This is a genomic window from Streptomyces sp. NPDC127068, assembly GCF_042724695.1.
GTDB lineage: Bacteria > Actinomycetota > Actinomycetes > Streptomycetales > Streptomycetaceae > Streptomyces.
The window spans coordinates 6983-25187 of record NZ_JBHXEN010000038.1 but is presented as its reverse complement, the minus strand read 5'-3'; the positions used below and the strand labels follow the sequence as shown (position 1 = coordinate 25187).

13 protein-coding genes and 1 pseudogene are annotated in these 18205 nt (G+C 72.7%); all 14 read left to right on the top strand.

The features are described 5' to 3' along the window. The first annotated feature begins 3 nt into the window (after window positions 1–3). The gene (gene asnB / locus ACFWIA_RS23215) at window positions 4–1923 is read left to right on the top strand and encodes an asparagine synthase (glutamine-hydrolyzing) (RefSeq protein WP_387008052.1); all 1920 of its coding nucleotides are present in this window, start codon (window positions 4–6) and stop codon (window positions 1921–1923) included. 82 nt (window positions 1924–2005) lie between these two features. After that, entirely contained in the window at window positions 2006–4195 is a 2190-nt protein-coding gene (locus ACFWIA_RS23210) for a bi-domain-containing oxidoreductase (RefSeq protein ID WP_387008050.1), read from the top strand. Continuing rightward, window positions 4192–6144 carry an alginate lyase family protein gene (locus ACFWIA_RS23205; protein WP_387008048.1) on the top strand — a complete coding sequence of 651 codons (1953 nt, stop codon included), beginning with the start codon at window positions 4192–4194 and terminating at the stop codon, window positions 6142–6144. Before ACFWIA_RS23210 ends, ACFWIA_RS23205 begins: the two co-directional genes overlap by 4 nt. Window positions 6145–6190: 46 nt before the next feature. Then, entirely contained in the window at window positions 6191–7669 is a 1479-nt protein-coding gene (locus tag ACFWIA_RS23200) for a right-handed parallel beta-helix repeat-containing protein (RefSeq protein ID WP_387008152.1), read from the top strand. Window position 7670: 1 nt separating this feature from the next. Next, window positions 7671–8963, top strand: coding sequence for an O-antigen ligase domain-containing protein (locus ACFWIA_RS23195; protein WP_387008046.1), 1293 nt, complete (start codon window positions 7671–7673; stop codon window positions 8961–8963). 2 nt (window positions 8964–8965) lie between these two features. Beyond that, window positions 8966–10240, top strand: coding sequence for a glycosyltransferase (locus tag ACFWIA_RS23190; protein WP_387008044.1), 1275 nt, complete (start codon window positions 8966–8968; stop codon window positions 10238–10240). Beyond that, window positions 10237–11472: a class I SAM-dependent methyltransferase gene (locus ACFWIA_RS23185; RefSeq protein ID WP_387008042.1), complete on the top strand. Its 1236-nt coding sequence runs from the start codon at window positions 10237–10239 to the stop codon at window positions 11470–11472. The genes ACFWIA_RS23190 and ACFWIA_RS23185 overlap by 4 nt, the downstream gene beginning before the upstream one ends. 13 nt (window positions 11473–11485) lie before the next feature. Then, entirely contained in the window at window positions 11486–12298 is an 813-nt protein-coding gene (locus ACFWIA_RS23180; RefSeq protein ID WP_387008040.1) for a glucose-1-phosphate cytidylyltransferase, read from the top strand. After that, a complete protein-coding gene (locus ACFWIA_RS23175) occupies window positions 12295–12942 on the top strand; it encodes a PIG-L deacetylase family protein (RefSeq protein WP_387008038.1) in 648 nt (215 codons plus the stop codon). The genes ACFWIA_RS23180 and ACFWIA_RS23175 overlap by 4 nt, the downstream gene beginning before the upstream one ends. 3 nt (window positions 12943–12945) lie before the next feature. Then, window positions 12946–13971, top strand: coding sequence for an NAD-dependent epimerase/dehydratase family protein (locus ACFWIA_RS23170; RefSeq protein ID WP_387008036.1), 1026 nt, complete (start codon window positions 12946–12948; stop codon window positions 13969–13971). Continuing rightward, complete coding sequence (locus ACFWIA_RS23165; protein WP_387008034.1) at window positions 13968–15248, top strand: DUF4910 domain-containing protein; 1281 nt, start codon at window positions 13968–13970, stop codon at window positions 15246–15248. The genes ACFWIA_RS23170 and ACFWIA_RS23165 overlap by 4 nt, the downstream gene beginning before the upstream one ends. Then, window positions 15245–16563: pseudogene (locus tag ACFWIA_RS23160) on the top strand (hypothetical protein). The gene ACFWIA_RS23165 and the pseudogene ACFWIA_RS23160 overlap by 4 nt, the downstream one beginning before the upstream one ends. Beyond that, window positions 16560–17516: a glycosyltransferase family 2 protein gene (locus ACFWIA_RS23155; protein ID WP_387008032.1), complete on the top strand. Its 957-nt coding sequence runs from the start codon at window positions 16560–16562 to the stop codon at window positions 17514–17516. Before ACFWIA_RS23160 ends, ACFWIA_RS23155 begins: the two are co-directional and overlap by 4 nt. Then, on the top strand, window positions 17513–18205 hold a 693-nt coding region (locus ACFWIA_RS23150), incomplete at its 3' end, for a polysaccharide pyruvyl transferase family protein (protein WP_387008031.1). The genes ACFWIA_RS23155 and ACFWIA_RS23150, both read left to right, overlap by 4 nt.

The following is an 18205-nucleotide window of genomic DNA, read 5'->3' as shown; positions in this document are numbered from 1 at the left end:
CACATGTGCGGCATCGCAGGCACCTACAGGTGGCCGGACGGGAAGGTCGTGACCGACCGGCTCACCGATGTCCTCGCCCACCGCGGACCGGACGGGGCGGGCCGGTACAGCCACCCCGCCGGCGGCGGCGACGTCCACCTCGGGCACCGTCGGCTGGCCGTCATCGACCTGTCCGAGACCGGCGCCCAGCCGATGGTCTCCGACGGCCTCGCCCTCACCTACAACGGCGAGCTGTACAACGCGCCGGAACTCCGGGCCGAGTTGACCGCGGCCGGGGCACGCTTCCGCGGCACCTCCGACACCGAGGTGCTGCTGGAGGCCTGGCGGCGCTGGGGCACGGACTGCCTGCCACGGCTGCGCGGCATGTTCGCCTTCGCGGTCTTCGACGAGCGCACCGGCGAGCTGGTGCTCGCCCGCGACCAGCTCGGCATCAAACCGCTGTTCCTGCTCCGGCGCGGCCCGGGCCTGGTGTTCGCCTCCGAACTCAAGGCACTCGCCGCCGTGACCGGCGGCTCGCTGGAAGTGGACCACGCGGCACTGGTGGCCTCGCTGCTCTACTACTGGGTGCCGGACTCGCGCTGCGCGTACCGCGAAGCGGAGAAGCTGCCCCCGGGGAGCTGGCTGCGGATCCGGCCCGACGGCCGGGTGGAGCGCGGCCGGTACTGGAACCTCCGGGACGTCGCCGCCGAGGCCCGGGAGCAGGCCCGCGACGGCGACCAGCCGGATCTTGCCGCCGTCGTCGAGGAGTCCAACCGGCGGCACCTGCTCTCCGACGTACCGGTGGCGACCTTCCTCTCCGGCGGCCTGGACTCCAGCTATCTGACCGCGCTGGCGGCCCGGCACCGACCCGGGATCTCCGCCTACACGATCGGGTTCCGCGCCGAGGACGCCAAGTTCGAGGCGATGCCCGACGACCTGCGCTACGCCCGGCAGGTGGCCGAGCGGTTCGGCGTCGACCTGCACGAGATCGAGATCGCTCCGAAGGTGCTCGACCTGCTGCCGCAGATGACGTACCACCTGGACGAGCCGATCGGGGACCCGGCTGCGATCAACACCTTCCTGATCTGTTCGGCCGCCCGTGAGGCCGGGGTCAAGGTGATGCTCTCGGGGATGGGCGCCGACGAGCTGTTCGCCGGGTACCGCAAACACCTGGCCAACCTGCTCGCGGTGCGCTACCAACGTGTCCCGCGGCCCCTGCGGCGCGGTCTGTCCGCGGCCGTGGACCGGCTGCCGGTCGCCACGTCCCGCCGGGGGTACCGGTCGGTGCGCTTCGCGAAGCGGTTCCTCTCCTTCGCCGATCTGCCGGAGGAGACCGCGTTCCGGCGCAGCTACACCATGTACGACCGGGCCGAGTTGCTCGACCTGATCGATCCGGACCTCGCCGGGACGGTCGACGACGTGCTGACCGAACACGCGGACGTCTACCGGGACAACGACCTCGACGACTTCGTCAACCGCATGTGCCTGGGCGACGCCCGGATGTTCCTGCCGGGCCTGAACCTCGCCTACACGGACCGGTCGAGCATGGCCGCGTCGACCGAGGTGCGGGTCCCGTACGTGGACGTCGAGGTGGTCAAGGCGGCGTTCGCGGTGCCCGGTGACCGCAAGATCGTCGGACGACAGGGCAAGGCCGTCCTCAAGGAGGCGGCCTCCTCGATCCTGCCCCGGGAGATCGTGTACCGGCCCAAGGGCCTGTTCAGCGCCCCGCTGCGGGCCTGGATGAGCCGCGATCTGGCGCCGCTGGTGCGCGAGGTGGTGAACGACGGGGTGCTCGTCCGTTCCGGATTCCTGCGCCGCGAGGCGCTGGCCCGGCTCGTCGCCGAGGACGCCGCCGGGCACCGGGACTTCTCCAAGCACCTGTGGCACGTGCTGACCCTTGAGTACTGGTACCGCGGCGCGACGTCCGGCTCCGGCCAGAGCTGAACGAGGACACGGCTGTACGGCTACACGGATACAGGGCTAGATCGCATGACGGCATGAAGGCGTAGAAACAAGAGGAGTTCGGGTGAAGCAGGTTGTGCAGAACTACAAGAGCGGCGAGCTGGCGCTGCTCGACGTGCCGGTGCCGGGGTGCAAGCCGAACGGTGTGCTGGTCCGCAGCGCCTACTCGCTGATCTCCACCGGGACCGAGCTCATGAAGGTGTCCGAGGCCGGCATGTCGATGCTGGGCAAGGCGCGCTCCCGGCCGGACCAGGTGGCGAAGGTCATGCAGAGCGTGGCCACCAACGGGATGTCCGCCACCTACCGCAAGGTGATCAACCAACTGGACTCCTACACCCCGCTCGGCTACTCGCTGTGCGGGGTGGTCGAGCAGGTCGGCGCCGGGATCGACGACGTGGCGGTCGGCGACCTGGTGGCCTGCGCCGGCAACGAACACGCGCTGCACGCCGAACTGAACTGGGTGCCGAAGAACCTGTACACCCCGGTGCCGGACGGCCTCGCACCGCGGCACGCGGCCTTCGGCACCGTCGGGTCGATCGCCTTGCAGGGCGTCCGCCGCGGCGAGCCGCAGCTCGGCGACGTGGCCCTGGTCATCGGCCTCGGACTGATCGGCCAGTTGGTGGTGCAGCTGCTGGCCGCCTCGGGCGTCCGCGTCATCGGCGTCGACCCCGACCCGGTGCGCTGCGAACTCGCCGCCCGCCTCGGCGCTGCGGCCTGCGGCGACCCCGGCTCCGCGGCCGTGGAGAGTTCCGTCGCCGAACTCACCGATGGCCACGGCGTGGACCAGGTGTACCTGGCCGCGGGCGGCGGCAGCAACCAGCCCGTCGAGCTGGCCGCCCGACTGAGCCGGGACCGAGGCCGGGTCGTCGACATCGGCAAGTGCCGCCTGGACCTGCCGTGGAACGCGTACTACGAGAAGGAACTCGACGTCCGGTTCTCCCGCTCGTACGGCCCCGGGCGCTACGACCCGGAGTACGAACTCGAAGGGCGGGACTACCCGATCGGCTACGTGCGCTGGACCGAGCGCCGCAACCTGGCGTGCTTCCTGGATCTCCTGGCCCGCGGACGCGTCGACACCGAACCCCTGATCTCCCACATCGCCGACTTCGACGACGCCGTCAAGACCTACCAGCGCCTGAAGGACGGCGAACTGAAGGCCGTGGCCGTGCTGTTCCGCTACCCCGACGCCGCGGAACACCCGATCGAAGCGGAGGCACCGGCGGTGGCCGTGCCCACGGTGCGACGCAGCAGCAGGGCGGCCACCCCGACCCGGTCGGTCACGTCCCCGGTGCGGCTGGCGTTCGTCGGTGCGGGCAACTACGCGACGTCGATGCTGCTGCCGCACCTGGCCCAGCGCGACGACGTCGAGCTGTCCACCGTCGTCACCACGACGGCGCTGTCCGCGGTCAACGCGAAGCGGAAGTTCGGTTTCGCCGAAGCGACCACCGAGCTGGACGCCGTCCTCGAAGACCCCTCCGTCGACGCGGTGTTCGTGGTCACCCGGCACAACTCGCACGCCGCACTGACCCGCAGGGCGCTCCTGGCCGGCAAGGCGGTCTTCGTGGAGAAGCCGTTGGCGCTCACCGAGGACGAACTGGCCGGTGTGCTCACCGCCGTGGAGGAGTCCGGCAACGACCGGCTGCAAGTCGGCTTCAACCGGCGGTTCGCGCCGCTGCTGCGGCAGGCCCGCAAGCGGTTCGGAACCCGGAGCGGACCGGCGAACGTCCGCTACCTGGTCAACGCCGGCCGGTTGCAGCACGGCAGCTGGTACCTCCAACAAGACAGCCAGGGCTCCCGGTTCGCCGGCGAGGGCGGTCACTTCATCGACACCGTCAGCTGGCTGCTCGGGGCCGACCCGACCTCGGTGTACGCGGTCGCCACGCCCGGCAACGAGGACCTCCAGATCGTGCTGCGCTACCCGGGCGGGTCCACCGCCACCCTCAGCTACGTCACCACCGGCTCACCCGGCTTCCCCAAGGAGACGCTGGACCTGATCGCGGACGGCAAGGTGCTGCGGCTCGACGACTTCGTCCGCGCCTCGGTGCACGGCCGCAAGCGGTGGAGCAGCCCGCGGCTGTCCCCCGCCCGGGACAAGGGCCAGCGCGCCGAACTGGACGCGTTCCTCAAGGCCGTGCGGACCGGCGGACCGATGCCGGTGCCGTTGGAGTCGCTGGTCGCCACCACGGCGGCCACCCTCGCCGTGCAGACCGGCCTGGTCAGCGGCGCCCCGGTGACGCTGACGAGGACGCGATGACCCGGAGCACGTCCGTGGGCTGGTACCTGCGGCGGTTGTCCCGGATGGGACCGCAAGAGGTCGCCGGCCGGGTCAGTGACACGGTGCGCAGGCGGCGGTGGCGGTCACCGCTGCCGGACGGCCCGCGCGTGACCGGCGCCCGGTTCACCGCCCTGCTGCCCGCCCGGGCGACCACCGCAGTGCCCCCGGACGCCGCGAAACGCCTGATCGCCGAGGCGGACCGGCTGATGGCCGGCCGGGTCGTCCACTTCGGAGTGGAACGCGACGACCTGGTCGACCCGGACTGGTGGTACGACCCGAAGACCGGACGCCGGGCCCCCGGGGTCCACGCCTTCGACGTGCCGTACCGCGACGAGGACGCGATCGGGGACGTCAAGCAGATCTGGGAGCCGTCCCGGCACCAGTACCTCACCGTGCTCGCCGCCGCCTACGCGCTCACCGGGGACGCACGGTACGCCGAGCGCGTGGCCGAGCACCTGCGGTCCTGGTGGGCGGCGAACCCGCCGCTGCACGGGGTGCACTGGATCAGCGGCATCGAGCTGGGCATCAGGCTGCTGTCCTGGGTGTGGATCCGCCGGCTGCTCGACGGCTGGCCGGGCGCGCCCGGGCTGTTCGAGGACAACCCGGCGGCGCTGCACCAGATCTGGCACCACCAGCGCTGGCTGGCGGCCTTCCCCAGCCGGGGCTCCTCGGCGAACAACCACGTCATCGCCGAGGCCGCCGGACAGTTCGCCGCGGCCTGCGCGTTCGGCTGGTTCCCCGCCTCCGCACGGTGGCGGGCCGACGCCCTGCGGTCCCTGGAGCGGCACCTGCGCGGCAACACCTTCGGCTCCGGCCTCAACCGCGAGCTGGCCACCGAGTACCACGGACTCGTCCTGGAACTCGGCCTGGCCGCGGTGGCCGAGGCGGACGCCGCCCACGTGCCGGTGCCCGCGGCCGTCCGGCTGGTGCTGCTGCGCATGACCGACGCGCTGGCCGCCGTCGTCGACAACCGGCTACGGCCGCCCCGCCAGGGGGACGCCGACGACGGGCACGGTCTCGTCGTGGACGGCGCGGGCACCGACCGCTGGGCCTCGCTGCTGGCCACCGGGGACGCCGTGTTCGGGCGGCTGGCCTGGTGGCCGGACGTGACCGCCACCAGCGTGCGCACCCCGCTGCTGGCCGCCCTCGTCCGGCCCACGGCACCGTCCGTCACCCGCCCGGCGAGCCGACCGGCCCACTTCGCCGACGCGGGCATGACCATCCTGCGCGGCCCGGGGGAGATCTGGTGCCGCTGCGACGGCGGTCCGCACGGATTCCTGTCCATCGCCGCGCACGCCCACGCGGACGCCCTGTCCGTGGAGGTCCGCCACGACGGGGTCGACGTGCTCGCCGACCCCGGCACGTTCTGCTACCACGGGCAACCCGAGTGGCGGCAGTACTTCCGGTCGACGCTGGGCCACAACACCCTGCAACTGGACGGCGCTGACCAGTCGCTCTCCGGCGGCCCCTTCCTGTGGACCCGGCACGCCCGCAGCCGCGTCCTGGCCGCGGACACCACCACCGACGAGCCGGTGAGCCGCTGGTGCGCCGAACACGACGGCTACCCGCGCTCCGTGCACCGCCGCCGGGTGGAGCTGACCGCACAGACCCGGGAACTGCGCGTCATCGACGAGGTGCGCGGCCCGCGCCGGGCCGCGCAGCTGGCGTTCCACCTCGGGCCGGCGATCACCGCGGACCTGGTGGGGAACCGGGCCCACCTCACCTGGACCCGGGACGGCGAGGACCGCTCCGCGGTGCTCGACCTCCCGCAACAGCTGAACTGGCGGGCGCACCGCGGCGCGAGCAAGCCGCCGCTGGGCTGGTACTCCGCCGGCTTCGGACGCAAGGAACCCACCACCGTGCTGCTCGGCACCGGCTTCGCCGACGGCGCACAGGGGTTCACCACCGTACTCAAGTTCCGCGGCTAGGGAGGGCGGGCGCGTGGGGATCAAGTGGCGGAACTGGGCGTCGCCGATGGCGACGCTGGCCCTGCTGGCGACCGGCTGCGCGGGCACGCAGGAGGCCCGGGCGGAGCCGACCGTCGCACCCGCCACGTCCCCGGCCCGGGTGTGCGCCAAGCCCACGGCCGGCCCGGCGACGGCGCCGCCGGGCGCGGTGACCGTCGACCCCGCGGTGGTCGGGGACCTCGCCGCGAAGACCCGCAGCCACCCCCGAGGCACCACCTTCTGGCTGCGACCGGGCACCCACCGCCTCCCCCCGCACCGCTACTCCCAGGTCATCCCCAAGAAGGGCAACCGCTACCTCGGCGCGCCCGGCGCGGTGCTCGACGGCCGCAAGACCAACCAGTACGCGTTCGGCGGCGCCGCGCGCGACGTCACCCTCCGCCACCTGACCGTGCAGGGCTTCGTCGCACCGCACAACGAGGGCGTGGTCAACCACGACTCGGCCGACGGATGGGTGATCGAACACGCGAAGATCCAGTACAACTCCGGCGCCGGACTGATGGCCGGCGACCGCCAGCGGGTCCGCGCCAGCTGTCTGCGCGGCAACGGCCAGTACGGCATGAACGCGTACCAGGCCGGCGGAAGGCTCAGCGGGCTGCTGGTCGAGGGCAACGAGATCGTGGCCAACAACACCGACGACTGGGAACGGCGACGGCCCGGCTGCGGCTGCACCGCGGGCATCAAGTTCTGGGCCGTCGACGGCGCCGACGTACGCGGCAACTGGGTGCACGACAACCGCGGAGCCGGACTGTGGGCGGACACCAACAACAACGACTTCCGCATCGAGGACAACGTCCTCGAAGCCAACGACGGCGCCGCGCTGATCTACGAGATCAGCTACAACGCGGTCATCCGGGAGAACACGATCCGGCGCAACAACTGGGTCGAGGGCCGCAAGTACGCCGACCGCGGCGACAGCTTCCCCTTCGCCACCGTCTACCTGTCCGAGTCAGGCGGCGAACCACGGGTCCGGGCCCGCACCGACAAGATCGAGATCTACCGGAACGTACTGGAGGACAACTGGTCCGGGATCACCCTGTGGGAGAACGCCGACCGGTTCTGCAACAGTCCGGCCAACACCTCCTCCGGCACCTGCACGCTGCTGGTGCGGCACGCCGACCGCTGCGCCCGGCCCGGGATCGCCACCGCACCCCTGTACACCGACTGCCGGTGGAAGACCCAGCGGGTGGACATCCACCACAACCGCTTCGTGCTGGACACCTCCGTCGTCGGATGCACGGTCACGTGCGACCGCATGGCGGTGCTCGCCAACTACGGCACCTATCCCGACTGGTCGCCGTACCAGGGCGAACGGGTGGCCGAAGCGATCACCCACAAGCAGCGCAACCGCTGGCACGACAACGTCTACGTCGGACCGTGGAAGTTCGTCGCCCACGACCCGAGCCGGGTGCTCGACTTCGGACAGTGGCAGGGCACGCCCTACCACCAGGACGCCGGCAGCACCCTCGACCCACGGGCCGGTGGTTGAGATGGACCGACACCCGCACGACGGCGGACGGGAGACCACGGGCACCCGGCCCGACGCCGCACCGCGCCCCACCGGCACGCCCCGGGCCGTCGGGCTGGCCTGGGGGCTGCTGGTCCTCAACACGCTCGGTTCCGCCGGGGCGAAGACCATCGTCCCGCTGCCCCGCTCCCTCATCCAACTCGTCACCATGGGCGCACTGGTCGCCGCCTTCGCCCTGGCCCTCGCACTCAACCTCCGGCTACGCGTCCGAGCCAGCGCCTACCTGTTCCTGCTCACCCTGCTGCTGGTGCCGAGCGTGATCTCCAGCGTGCACCTGGAATCCGGGTTCGGCGCACTGTTCCGCTGCGCCCGGCTGGCGCTCTTCGTCGGCACCCTGTGGCTCCTGAGCCGCTGGTGGGACGGCGGCACCACCTTCGTCCGGCACCACATCCGGATGTACTTCGCCGTACTCGGATCGGTGGCCGCCGGCGCGGCCATCTCCCCGGGCGCGGCCGTGCCCGAACTCTACGGCGGGCGGCTGGTCGGCGCGCTGTGGCCGCTCACCCCGCCGCAGATCGGACAGTACGCAGCGGTGATCATCGGGCTCACCGCGCTGCTCCTCCTGGGCCGCCGGACCGACCGGACCAGCGCGGTGGTGGTCATCGTGCCCTCCCTCGTCCTGCTCGCCCTGACCCACACCCGGACGGCCACCCTCGGCCTGCTCGTCGGGCTGGCCTTGGCGGTGAGCTCGCTCGTCCTGACCAGCGCCGCCGCCCGCCGGTTCTTCGCCTGGGCGGTGCTCTGCGCCGCGGTGGCCGCGGTGGCGCTCAGCTCGGCGCTCCAGGCCTGGTTCCTGCGCGGCCAGAGCCAGGAGAACTTCTCCAACCTCACCGGTCGCGCCAAGGTCTGGGACGCCCTGCTGGCAGCCCCCCGGACGACCTCCGAGCAGCTGTTCGGCGTGGGCCTGGGCGACAAGTCCTTCGGCGGGCTGCCGATCGACAACAGCTGGCTTGCCGTCTACCACGAGCAGGGCCTGACCGGCACCGCCGTCGTGGCGGCGATCATCATCGTGCTGGGCGGCGTGGCGCTGCTGCGGCCCCCGTCGCTGCCGAGGGCGTGCGCGATCTTCCTGATCAGCTACTGCGCGATCGCCTCGTACACCGAAGCCGGGCTGGGCGACGCCTCGCCGTACCTGCTGCACCTGGCCGTGGCCGCCTCCCTGCTGGCGGCACCCGCCGCGACCACCCCGCCCACGACCCCCGAACCCCCGCAGCGGCCCCGCCCGCGAGGGGCCCGGGAACCGGAGGTGAACTGAGCATGCACGTCCTCGTGGTGCACAACCGCTACTCCTCGGCGCAGCCGAGCGGGGAGAACAACGTCGTCGACCAGGAGGTGGCGCTGCTGCGCACCGCAGGCCACCGGGTCGAGCTGTTCGAGCGGCGCAGCGACGACATCGCCGCCCTGTCCCTCCCGGGCAAGGCCGCACTGCCGCTGCTGGTGCCGTGGAACCCGTCGGCCCGCGCGGAGTTGGCCGCCCGACTGCGCACCGAGCGGCCGGACGTGGTGCACGTCCACAACGTCTTCCCGCTCCTGTCGCCCGCGGTACTGGCCGCCTGCGCCGACGCCGACGTACCCGCCGTCGCCACCCTCCACAACTACACCCAGGTGTGCCCGCCCGGCACGCTGCAACGGGACGGCCGACCGTGCACCGCGTGCATCGGCCGGGCACCGTTGCCCGCCGTCCGGCACGGCTGCTACCGCAACTCCCGGCTGGCGACCGTGCCGCTCGCGGTCAGCCTGTCGGTCAACCGGCGGCGGTGGTGGTCCGGCGTGGAACGGTTCTTCTGCATCTCCGCGGCGCAGCGCGACGTCCTGGTGCGCGCCGGCATGCCGCCCGAGCGGCTGGCGGTGAAGCACAACTTCGTGCCCGACCCGGACGCCCGCCGGTCGGGCGACGGCGCACACCTCCTCTACCTCGGCCGGCTCGCCGAGACCAAGGGCGTGCGGCCCCTCATGGCCGCATGGGACCGGATCGCCGCGGACGGCGGCGTGGGCGTACCGCTCGTGATCGCCGGCGCGGGGCCCCTGGAGCAGGAGGTGACCGCCTGGGCGGCGGGCCGCAGCGACGTGCGGTACGTCGGCCTGTACGACCCGGCCCAGTGCCGGCAGGCCATCGCCCGGTCGGTCGCGGTGGTGGCCCCCTCGACCTGGCTGGAGGCGTTCGGCCTGGTGGTCGTGGAGGCGATGGCGGCGGGCGTCCCGGCGGTCGCCGCCGGCCACGGCGCCTTCGTCGAACTCGTCGAGGACGGGGTGACCGGGCTGCTGCACCAGCCGGGCGAGCCCGCCTCGCTCGCGTCCTGCCTGCGCCGGATCGCGACCGACCCGGCCCGCAACCGGGAGCTGGGCCGGGCGGCCCGGCGCCGCTACGAACAGGGTTTCAGCCCGACCGTCGGGCTGGAGCGCCTGGTGGACGGATACCGCACCGCGATCGCGGGACGGTCCGGCGGCGGGGACGGCCCGCCGCCGGTTGGGGACGACAGCACCGGCTCGCGGCGGGACACCCGCGCGAGCAGGGATGGGGGCAGTAGATGACAGGATGCCGACTCTGCGGTTCGACGGCGACGGCCAGCGTCGTCGATCTCGGCGCGACCCCGCCGTGCGAGAGCTTCCTCGCCGCGGACCAACTGGACCGACCGGAGCCGACGTACCCGCTGCACCTGCGGGTCTGCACCGACTGCTGGCTCGCGCAGATCCCTCCGCTGATCACCCCGGAGGACACGTTCACGCAGTACGCGTACTTCTCCTCCTACTCGACCTCCTGGGTGGAGCACGCCCGCACCTTCGTCACCGACGCCGTCCAGCGCCTCGACCTCGGCTCCGACGCCTTCGTGGTCGAGGTCGCCAGCAACGACGGCTACCTGCTGAAGCACCTGGTGGACCGCCAGATCCGCTGCCTGGGCATCGAACCGTCGGTGAACGTCGGCGCCGCGGCGCGGGAAGCGGGGGTGCCCACGCTCACGGAGTTCCTGAGCCCGACCACCGGCGCCACCGTCCGCGCCGAGCACGGCCCGGCGGACCTGGTGGTGGCCAACAACGTGTACGCGCACATCCCCGACGTGGTCGGCTTCACCCGGGGGCTGCGCGCCCTGGTCGCCGACGACGGCTGGGTCTCCATCGAAGTGCAGCACCTGCTGACCCTGATCGAGGAGAACCAGTACGACACGATCTACCACGAGCACTTCCAGTACTACACGGTCGCGTCCGCGATCCGGGCGCTGGCGAGCGGCGGACTCGCCCTCGTGGACGTCGAGTTGCTGCCCACGCACGGCGGCTCCATCCGCCTGTGGGCCCGACCGGCCGAGGCGGCCGGCGAACCGAGCCGCCGGGTGGCCGACGCACTGGACCGGGAGAAGGCCGCCGGGCTCCAGGAGCTCTCCGGGTACACCGAGTTCTCCGCCCGGGTGGCCAAGGTGCGCCGCGACCTCCTGCGGTTCCTCGTCGACGCGGCCGAACGCGGCGAGACGGTCGTCGGCTACGGCGCCCCCGGCAAGGGCAACACCCTGCTCAACCACTGCGGCATCCGACCCGACCTGCTCCCGTACACCGTCGACCGCAATCCCTACAAACACGGCAGGTTCACCCCGGGCACCCGCATCCCGATCCTGCCGCCCGAACAGATCGCCACCGACCGACCGGACTACGTGCTCGTCCTCCCCTGGAACCTGCGGGCCGAACTGGTCGAGCAACTGTCCTTCGTGCACGCCTGGGGCGGCCGGCTGGTCTTCCCCATCCCGGAACTGAGCATCGTCGAGGTCGCGTCGTGAAGGAGATCGCAGCATGAAGGTCGTACTGTTCTGCGGCGGATACGGGCTGCGCATGCGCAGCGGAGCGTCCGACGACATACCCAAGCCGATGGCGATGGTCGGCCCCCGACCGCTGATCTGGCACGTCATGCGCTACTACGCCCACTTCGGCCACACGGAGTTCATCCTCTGCCTCGGCTACGGGGCCCACCACATCAAGGACTTCTTCCTCCACTACGAGGAGACGACGTCCAACGACTTCGTGCTGCGGGGCGGGCAGACCGAACTGCTGTCCACCGACATCGCCAGCTGGACGATCACGTTCGTGCAGACCGGCATCGAGTCACCGATCGGGGAGCGACTGCGCCGGGTGCGGCCCCACCTGGACGGCGACGAGATGTTCCTCGCCAACTACGCCGACGTGCTCACCGACGCCCCGTTGCCCGAGATGATCGAGCAGTTCGCCCGGCGCGACGCCGGTGCCTCGATGACGGTGGTGCCGCCGCAGTCCTCGTTCCACTGCGTGGAACTGGGCGAGGACGGCCTGGTGGGAGGCATCACCGCGGTCAGCGAACTGCCGTTGTGGGAGAACGGCGGCTACTTCGTGCTCCGTCAGGAGGTCTTCGACCACATCCCGGAGAACGGGGACCTGGTCGCCGACGGGTGCGCCCAACTCGCCAAACGCGGACGGCTGCTGGCCTACCAGCACCGCGGCTTCTGGAAGCCGACCGACACCGTCAAGGAACGCGCCGCGCTCGACGCCTCCTACGCCCGGGGCGAGCGCCCGTGGGCCGTGTGGGAACGGGACGGCGGCGGCCGGGACGACACCCGGGTGAGGACCGCGTGATCCGGCTCGGAGCCGGACGACTGGACCGGATCGTCGCCCTGGGCGCGCACTGCGACGACATCGCCATCGGCGCCGGCGGCACCCTGCTGACGACGTGCCTCGCACGGCCGGGCATCCGCGTCGACGCGCTGGTGCTCTCCGGCGGGGGCAGCGAACGCGAGCAGGAGGAGCAGGCCGCGCTCGCCGCCTTCTGCCCGGGCGCCGAACTCCACCTGACCGTGCTCAAGCTGTCCGACGGCCGGCTGCCGGCACAGTGGGACGAGGCCAAGGCCGCGGTGGAGCACCTGCGCACCGAGACCGACCCGGACCTGGTGCTGGCCCCGCGCACCGAGGACGCCCACCAGGACCACCGCGGCCTGGCGAAACTGGTGTCCACCGCGTTCCGCGACCACCTCGTCCTCGGCTACGAGATCGTCAAGTGGGACGGCGACCTCGGACGCCCGGTGGGGTACCAGCCGCTGTCACCGGAGATCGCCGAACGGAAGGTGCGGCTGCTCCAGGAGCACTACCCGTCACAACAACACCGGCCCTGGTACGACCGGGAGGCGTTCCTCGGGCTGGCACGCATCCGCGGCATCGAATGCCACGCGCGCTACGCCGAGGCGTTCGCCGTCACCAAACTCACTCTCGACCTGGGGGAATGAACCTTGCGCGTGCTGCTGACCGGACACCAGGGCTATCTGGGAACCGTGATGGCCCCGATCCTCACCGCCGCCGGACACGAGGTCGTCGGGTTGGACGCCGGCCTGTTCGCCGACTGCGTGCTGGGCCCGCCGCCCGCGGACCCGCCGGGGCACCGGGTGGACCTGCGCGACGTCACGGCCGACCACGTCACCGGGGTGGACGCAGTGATCCACCTGGCCGCACTGTCCAACGACCCGCTGGGAGCGCTGGCCCCGGACCTCACCTACGACATCAACCACCACGCGTCCGTACGGCTGGCCCGACTCGCCCGCGACGCCGGAGTGCGGCGCTTCCTGTACGCGTCGACCTGCTCCGTCTACGGCGCCGCCGGCGGGGGCGACCTGGTGACCGAGGACGCCCCGCTGCGCCCGGTGACCCCCTACGCCGAGTCCAAGGTGCGCGTGGAGGACGACCTGCACGCCCTGTCCGACGGCGACTTCAGCCCGGTGTACCTGCGCAACGCCACCGCCTTCGGGTACTCACCGCGGCTGCGCGCCGACATCGTGCTGAACAACCTGGTCGGCCACGCACTCCTGTCCGGCGAGGTGCTGGTGCTCTCCGACGGCACCCCCTGGCGTCCGCTGGTGCACGCCGTCGACATCGCCCGGGCCTTCGCCGCGGCACTGGTCGCGCCGCGCGACGCGGTGCACGACCGGGCGTTCAACATCGGCAGCGAGACCAACAACGTCACGGTCGCCGAGATCGCCGAACAGGTCGCCGAGGCGGTGTCCGACGCCCGGGTGGTGATCACCGGGGAGACCGGTGCCGACCCGCGGTCCTACCGCGTCGACTTCGCCCGGTTCCGTGCCGCGATCCCCGGCTTCGACTGCGAGTGGACGGTGAAGCAGGGCGCCCTCGAACTCGCCGACGCCTACCGCGAGCACGGGCTGACCCGGGAGGGCTTCGCACGACGCTTCACCCGGCTGGCCGTGCTGCGCGCGGCCTCCGAGGCCGGCACCGTCGACGACACCCTGCGGCGGCGCCGATGACCACGACCGGCGAGCAGATGCACGCACTGGTGGAACGGCTGTACCCGCTGTGCCGGAGCATCACCGGCGACGGAGTCCGCGCCACCCTGGACATCGTCGGCGAGTACCTTCCGCTCCAGGTGCACGAGGTGCCGACCGGGACGCAGGTGCTCGACTGGACGGTGCCGCAGGAGTGGAACATCCGGGACGCGTACATCGCCGACCCCGCCGGCAACCGGGTCGTCGACTTCGCCGCGTCCAGCCTGCACGTGCTCGGCTACAGCCTGCCGGTGTCGACGACCCTGCCGCTCGCCGAACTCCGTGCCCACCTGCACACCCTGCCCGACCACCCGACCTGGGTGCCGTACCGCACCAGCTACTACCGGCCTGACTGGGGGTTCTGCCTCGCCCAGGAGACCCTGGACGCGCTGCCGGACGGCGACTACGAGGTGCACATCGACTCCACCCTCGCCGACGGCCACCTCACCTACGCCGAACACGTGGTCCCGGGGCAGGTGCCCGACGAGGTGATCGTCTCCTGCCACGTCTGCCACCCGTCGCTCGCCAACGACAACCTGGCCGGCATCGCGGTGGCGACGTTCCTGGCGCGGGCCCTGGCCGAGCGGACGCCCTGGTACACGTACCGGTTCCTGTTCGCACCCGGCACCATCGGCGCGATCACCTGGCTGGCCCGCAACACGGAGCCGAAACCCGGGGGAAGGGTCGCGCACGGACTGGTGCTGGCCTGCGCCGGCGACCGGGGCCAATTGACGTACAAGCAGAGCAGACGCGGCGACGCGGAGATCGACCGGGTGCTGCAACACGTGCTCCGCACCTCCGAACGCCCCCACCGCGTCACCGAGTTCACTCCGTACGGCTACGACGAGCGGCAGTTCTGCTCACCCGGGTTCGACCTCGGCGTCGGCTCGCTCACCCGCACCCCGTACGCCGGCTACCCCGAGTACCACACCTCGGCGGACAACCCCGACTTCGTCTCCCCGGAAGCGATGGCGGACACGCTCGCCGTCTGCCGCGAGGCGTTCGCCGTGCTGGACCGCAACCGGCGGTACCTCAACCTCAACCCCTACGGCGAACCCCAGCTGGGCCGGCGCGGACTGTACGAATCGCTCGGCGGGCGCAGCGACGCGAAGCAGGCCCAGATGGCCATGCTCTGGGTGCTCAACCTCTCCGACGGCACACACAGCCTGCTGGACGTCGCCGAGCGCTCCGGGCTGCCCTTCGACACCGTCGCCGGCGCGGCCGACGCCCTGCACGGCGCCGGACTGATCAAGGCATGACGCCGATGAACAAGGGAAAGGAGGAGGCGACGACCCCGGCGGCCCGGGCCGCACCCGCCCGGCCGAGGACCGGCCGGGCCCTGGCCGGCCGACTGTCCTGGGGACTCGCCGACCAGGCGGTCTGCAGCCTCACCAACTTCGCGGTGGGGATCTACGTCGCACGCTCGCTGGGGCTGGCCGCGTTCGGCGTGTTCAGCCTGGCCTGGGTGACCTACGGCGTGCTGCTCAGCGTCTCCCGCGGGCTGGCCACCGACCCGCTCGTCGTGCGCTTCAGCGGCGTGCCGGACGCGTCCTGGCGCGCGGCGGCCGCCCGGTCCACGGGCGCCGCGCTCGCCGTCGGCACCGGAGTCGGCGCGGTGTCCCTGGCGGTCGGGCTGGGCCTCGGCGGCCGGGTGGGCCCCGCGTTCGCCGCCCTCGGCCTCGTCCTGCCGGGGCTGCTGCTCCAGGATGCCTGGCGGTACTCGTTCTTCGCCGCCGGCACCGGGCGGAAGGCGTGCGTGAACGACCTCCTCGGGGGCGTCGCACTCGTGCCCGCCATGGTGGTGGCGGCCCAGGTGGGCAGCGTCGCCGCCTTCGTGCTCGCCTGGGGCACCGCCGCTTCCGTCGCCGCGACGTACGGCTGCCTCCAGTCCGGCATCCGACCCCGGCTGACCGGAGCGCGCGCCTGGGTCCGGGAACACCGCGACCTCGGCTACCGGTACCTCGTCGAGAACGTCAGCGTCAGCGGCGCGGCCCAACTGCGGGCGTACGGGCTCGGCGCGATCGTCGGGGTCAGCGCGGTCGGCGTGGTCCGGGGCGCCGAGCTGCTCCTCGGCCCGTTCCTCGCCCTGCTGATGGGACTGTCCCTGGTCACCGTCGCGGAGGCGGCACGGGTGCTACGGCGCGCCCCGCACCGGCTGGGCCGGTTCTGCTTCCTCCTCGGCGGCGGGCAGGCCGCCGCCGCCCTGCTCTGGGGCGCCGCGCTGCTGCTGGTGCCGGACCGGTTCGGCGAGCTGGTGCTCGGCGGCGTCTGGCACCCCGCCTCGGAGCTGATCGTCCCGGCCACGCTCGGCGTCGCGGGCGCCGGCCTCGGCGTCGGCGCGGCGGCCGGACTGCGCGCGCTCGCCGCGGCCCGGCGCAGCCTGCGCAGCCAACTCATCGCCTCCACCTGCTACGTCAGCGGCGGGCTCGGCGGGGCGGCCGTGGCCGGCACGGTCGGCTCCGCCTGGGGCGTGGCCGCCGCGACCGTCAGCGGCTCGGCCGTGTGGTGGCTGCACCTGCGGTCCGCCCTGCGCGAGCACCACCAGAACCCATCCGCGAAGTGAGGACCCCATGACTGCACCACGCCGCGTGCCGCGCCTGAGCATCGGCCTGCCCGTGTACAACGGCGAGGAGTACCTCGCCGAATCGCTCGACGCCCTCCTCGGCCAGACCTACGAGGACTTCGAGCTGGTCATCTCCGACAACGCCTCGACCGACGGGACCCAGGACATCTGCCGCCGGTACGCCGCGCGGGACTCCCGCATCCGGTACCTCCGACTGCCCCGGAACATCGGCGCCGCACCCAACCACAACCACGTGTTCACCGAGTGCCGCGGCGAACTCTTCAAATGGGCCTCGCACGACGACCTGTACGCCCGGGACCTGCTGCGGAGCTGCGTCCAGGCGCTGGACGAACGGCCGGACGTGATCCTCGCGCACAGCGGCCAAGCGGTCATCGACGGCGACGGCCAGCTGAAGGTCCCCTACGAGTACGGGCTCGCCACCGACTCGCCGCACCCGCCGGAGCGCTTCCGCAGCCTGCTGTTCGAGCCCGGGGGCGACGACTTCTACGGGGTGATGCGGGCCGACGTGCTGCGTCGGGTGAAGCCGCACGACAGCTACCACCACGCGGACCGCACGTTCGTCGCCGAGATCACCCTGCACGGGCCCTTCCACCAGGTGCCGGAGCTGCTCTACTTCCGCCGCGACCACCCCACCCGCGCCGAACGGGCCAACCCGAGCAAGCGCTCCCGGTGCGTCAACCTGGACCCGCGCCGGGCGGGCCCGCTGCACCCGACCCCCCGACTGCTCGCCGAGTACGTCTGGGGCTTCGTCGCGGCCGTCCGGCGGGCCCCGTTGTCCCCGGCCGACCGGCGCGCCTGCCACCGCCACCTGGTCGCCTGGATGACCAGCCGGGTCCGGCCGGGCGCCGGCGAGCGGGTCGAGGACCGCGCCCCGGTCGACCCGGGCCGGCTCACCGTCTCCGTGGACTCCCTCGTCGCCGGCCGCGACGGCGGGCGGGCATGAAGTCCGCGCACGGGACCCCGGTGCGCGTCGGGGTGTTCGGCCTGCTCGGCTCCGGCAACCTCGGCAACGACGGGTCCTTGGAAGCGGTGCTCGGTTACCTCCGCGCCGAGCACCCGGACGCGGCCGTGGACGCACTGTGCGGCGGCCCGGAGGCCGTAGCGACCCGGTACGGCATCCCCGCGACCCGACTGCACTGGTACCGCGGGGAGTACCGGACCGCGTCACGCGTCGGCGCGATCGCCGGCAAGGGCCTCGGCAAACTCGTCGACGCCTTCCGCACCGCCGCCTGGGTGCGCCGGCACGACGTGGTGATCGTGCCGGGCATGGGAGTCCTGGAGGCCACGCTGCCGCTCAGGCCGTGGGGCTTCCCGTACGCGCTGTTCCTGCTCTGCGCGACCGGCCGGCTGTTCGGCACCCGGGTCGCCCTGGTCAGCGTCGGCGCCGGCGCGATCAGCGGGCGGCCCACCCGGGCCCTGGTGCGCTGGTCGGCGCGACTGGCCGCCTACCGCTCGTACCGGGACACCCCGTCCCGCGACGCGATGCGGGCGATGGGCGTGGACACCGCGCGCGACGAGGTCTACCCGGACCTCGCGTTCGCCCTGCCGACGCCACCCGACGACCACCCCGCCGCGGCCGGCCCCCCCCCGCCCCGCGGGCGCCGGGCGGGGGGGCGGGGACCCCGGCCCCCC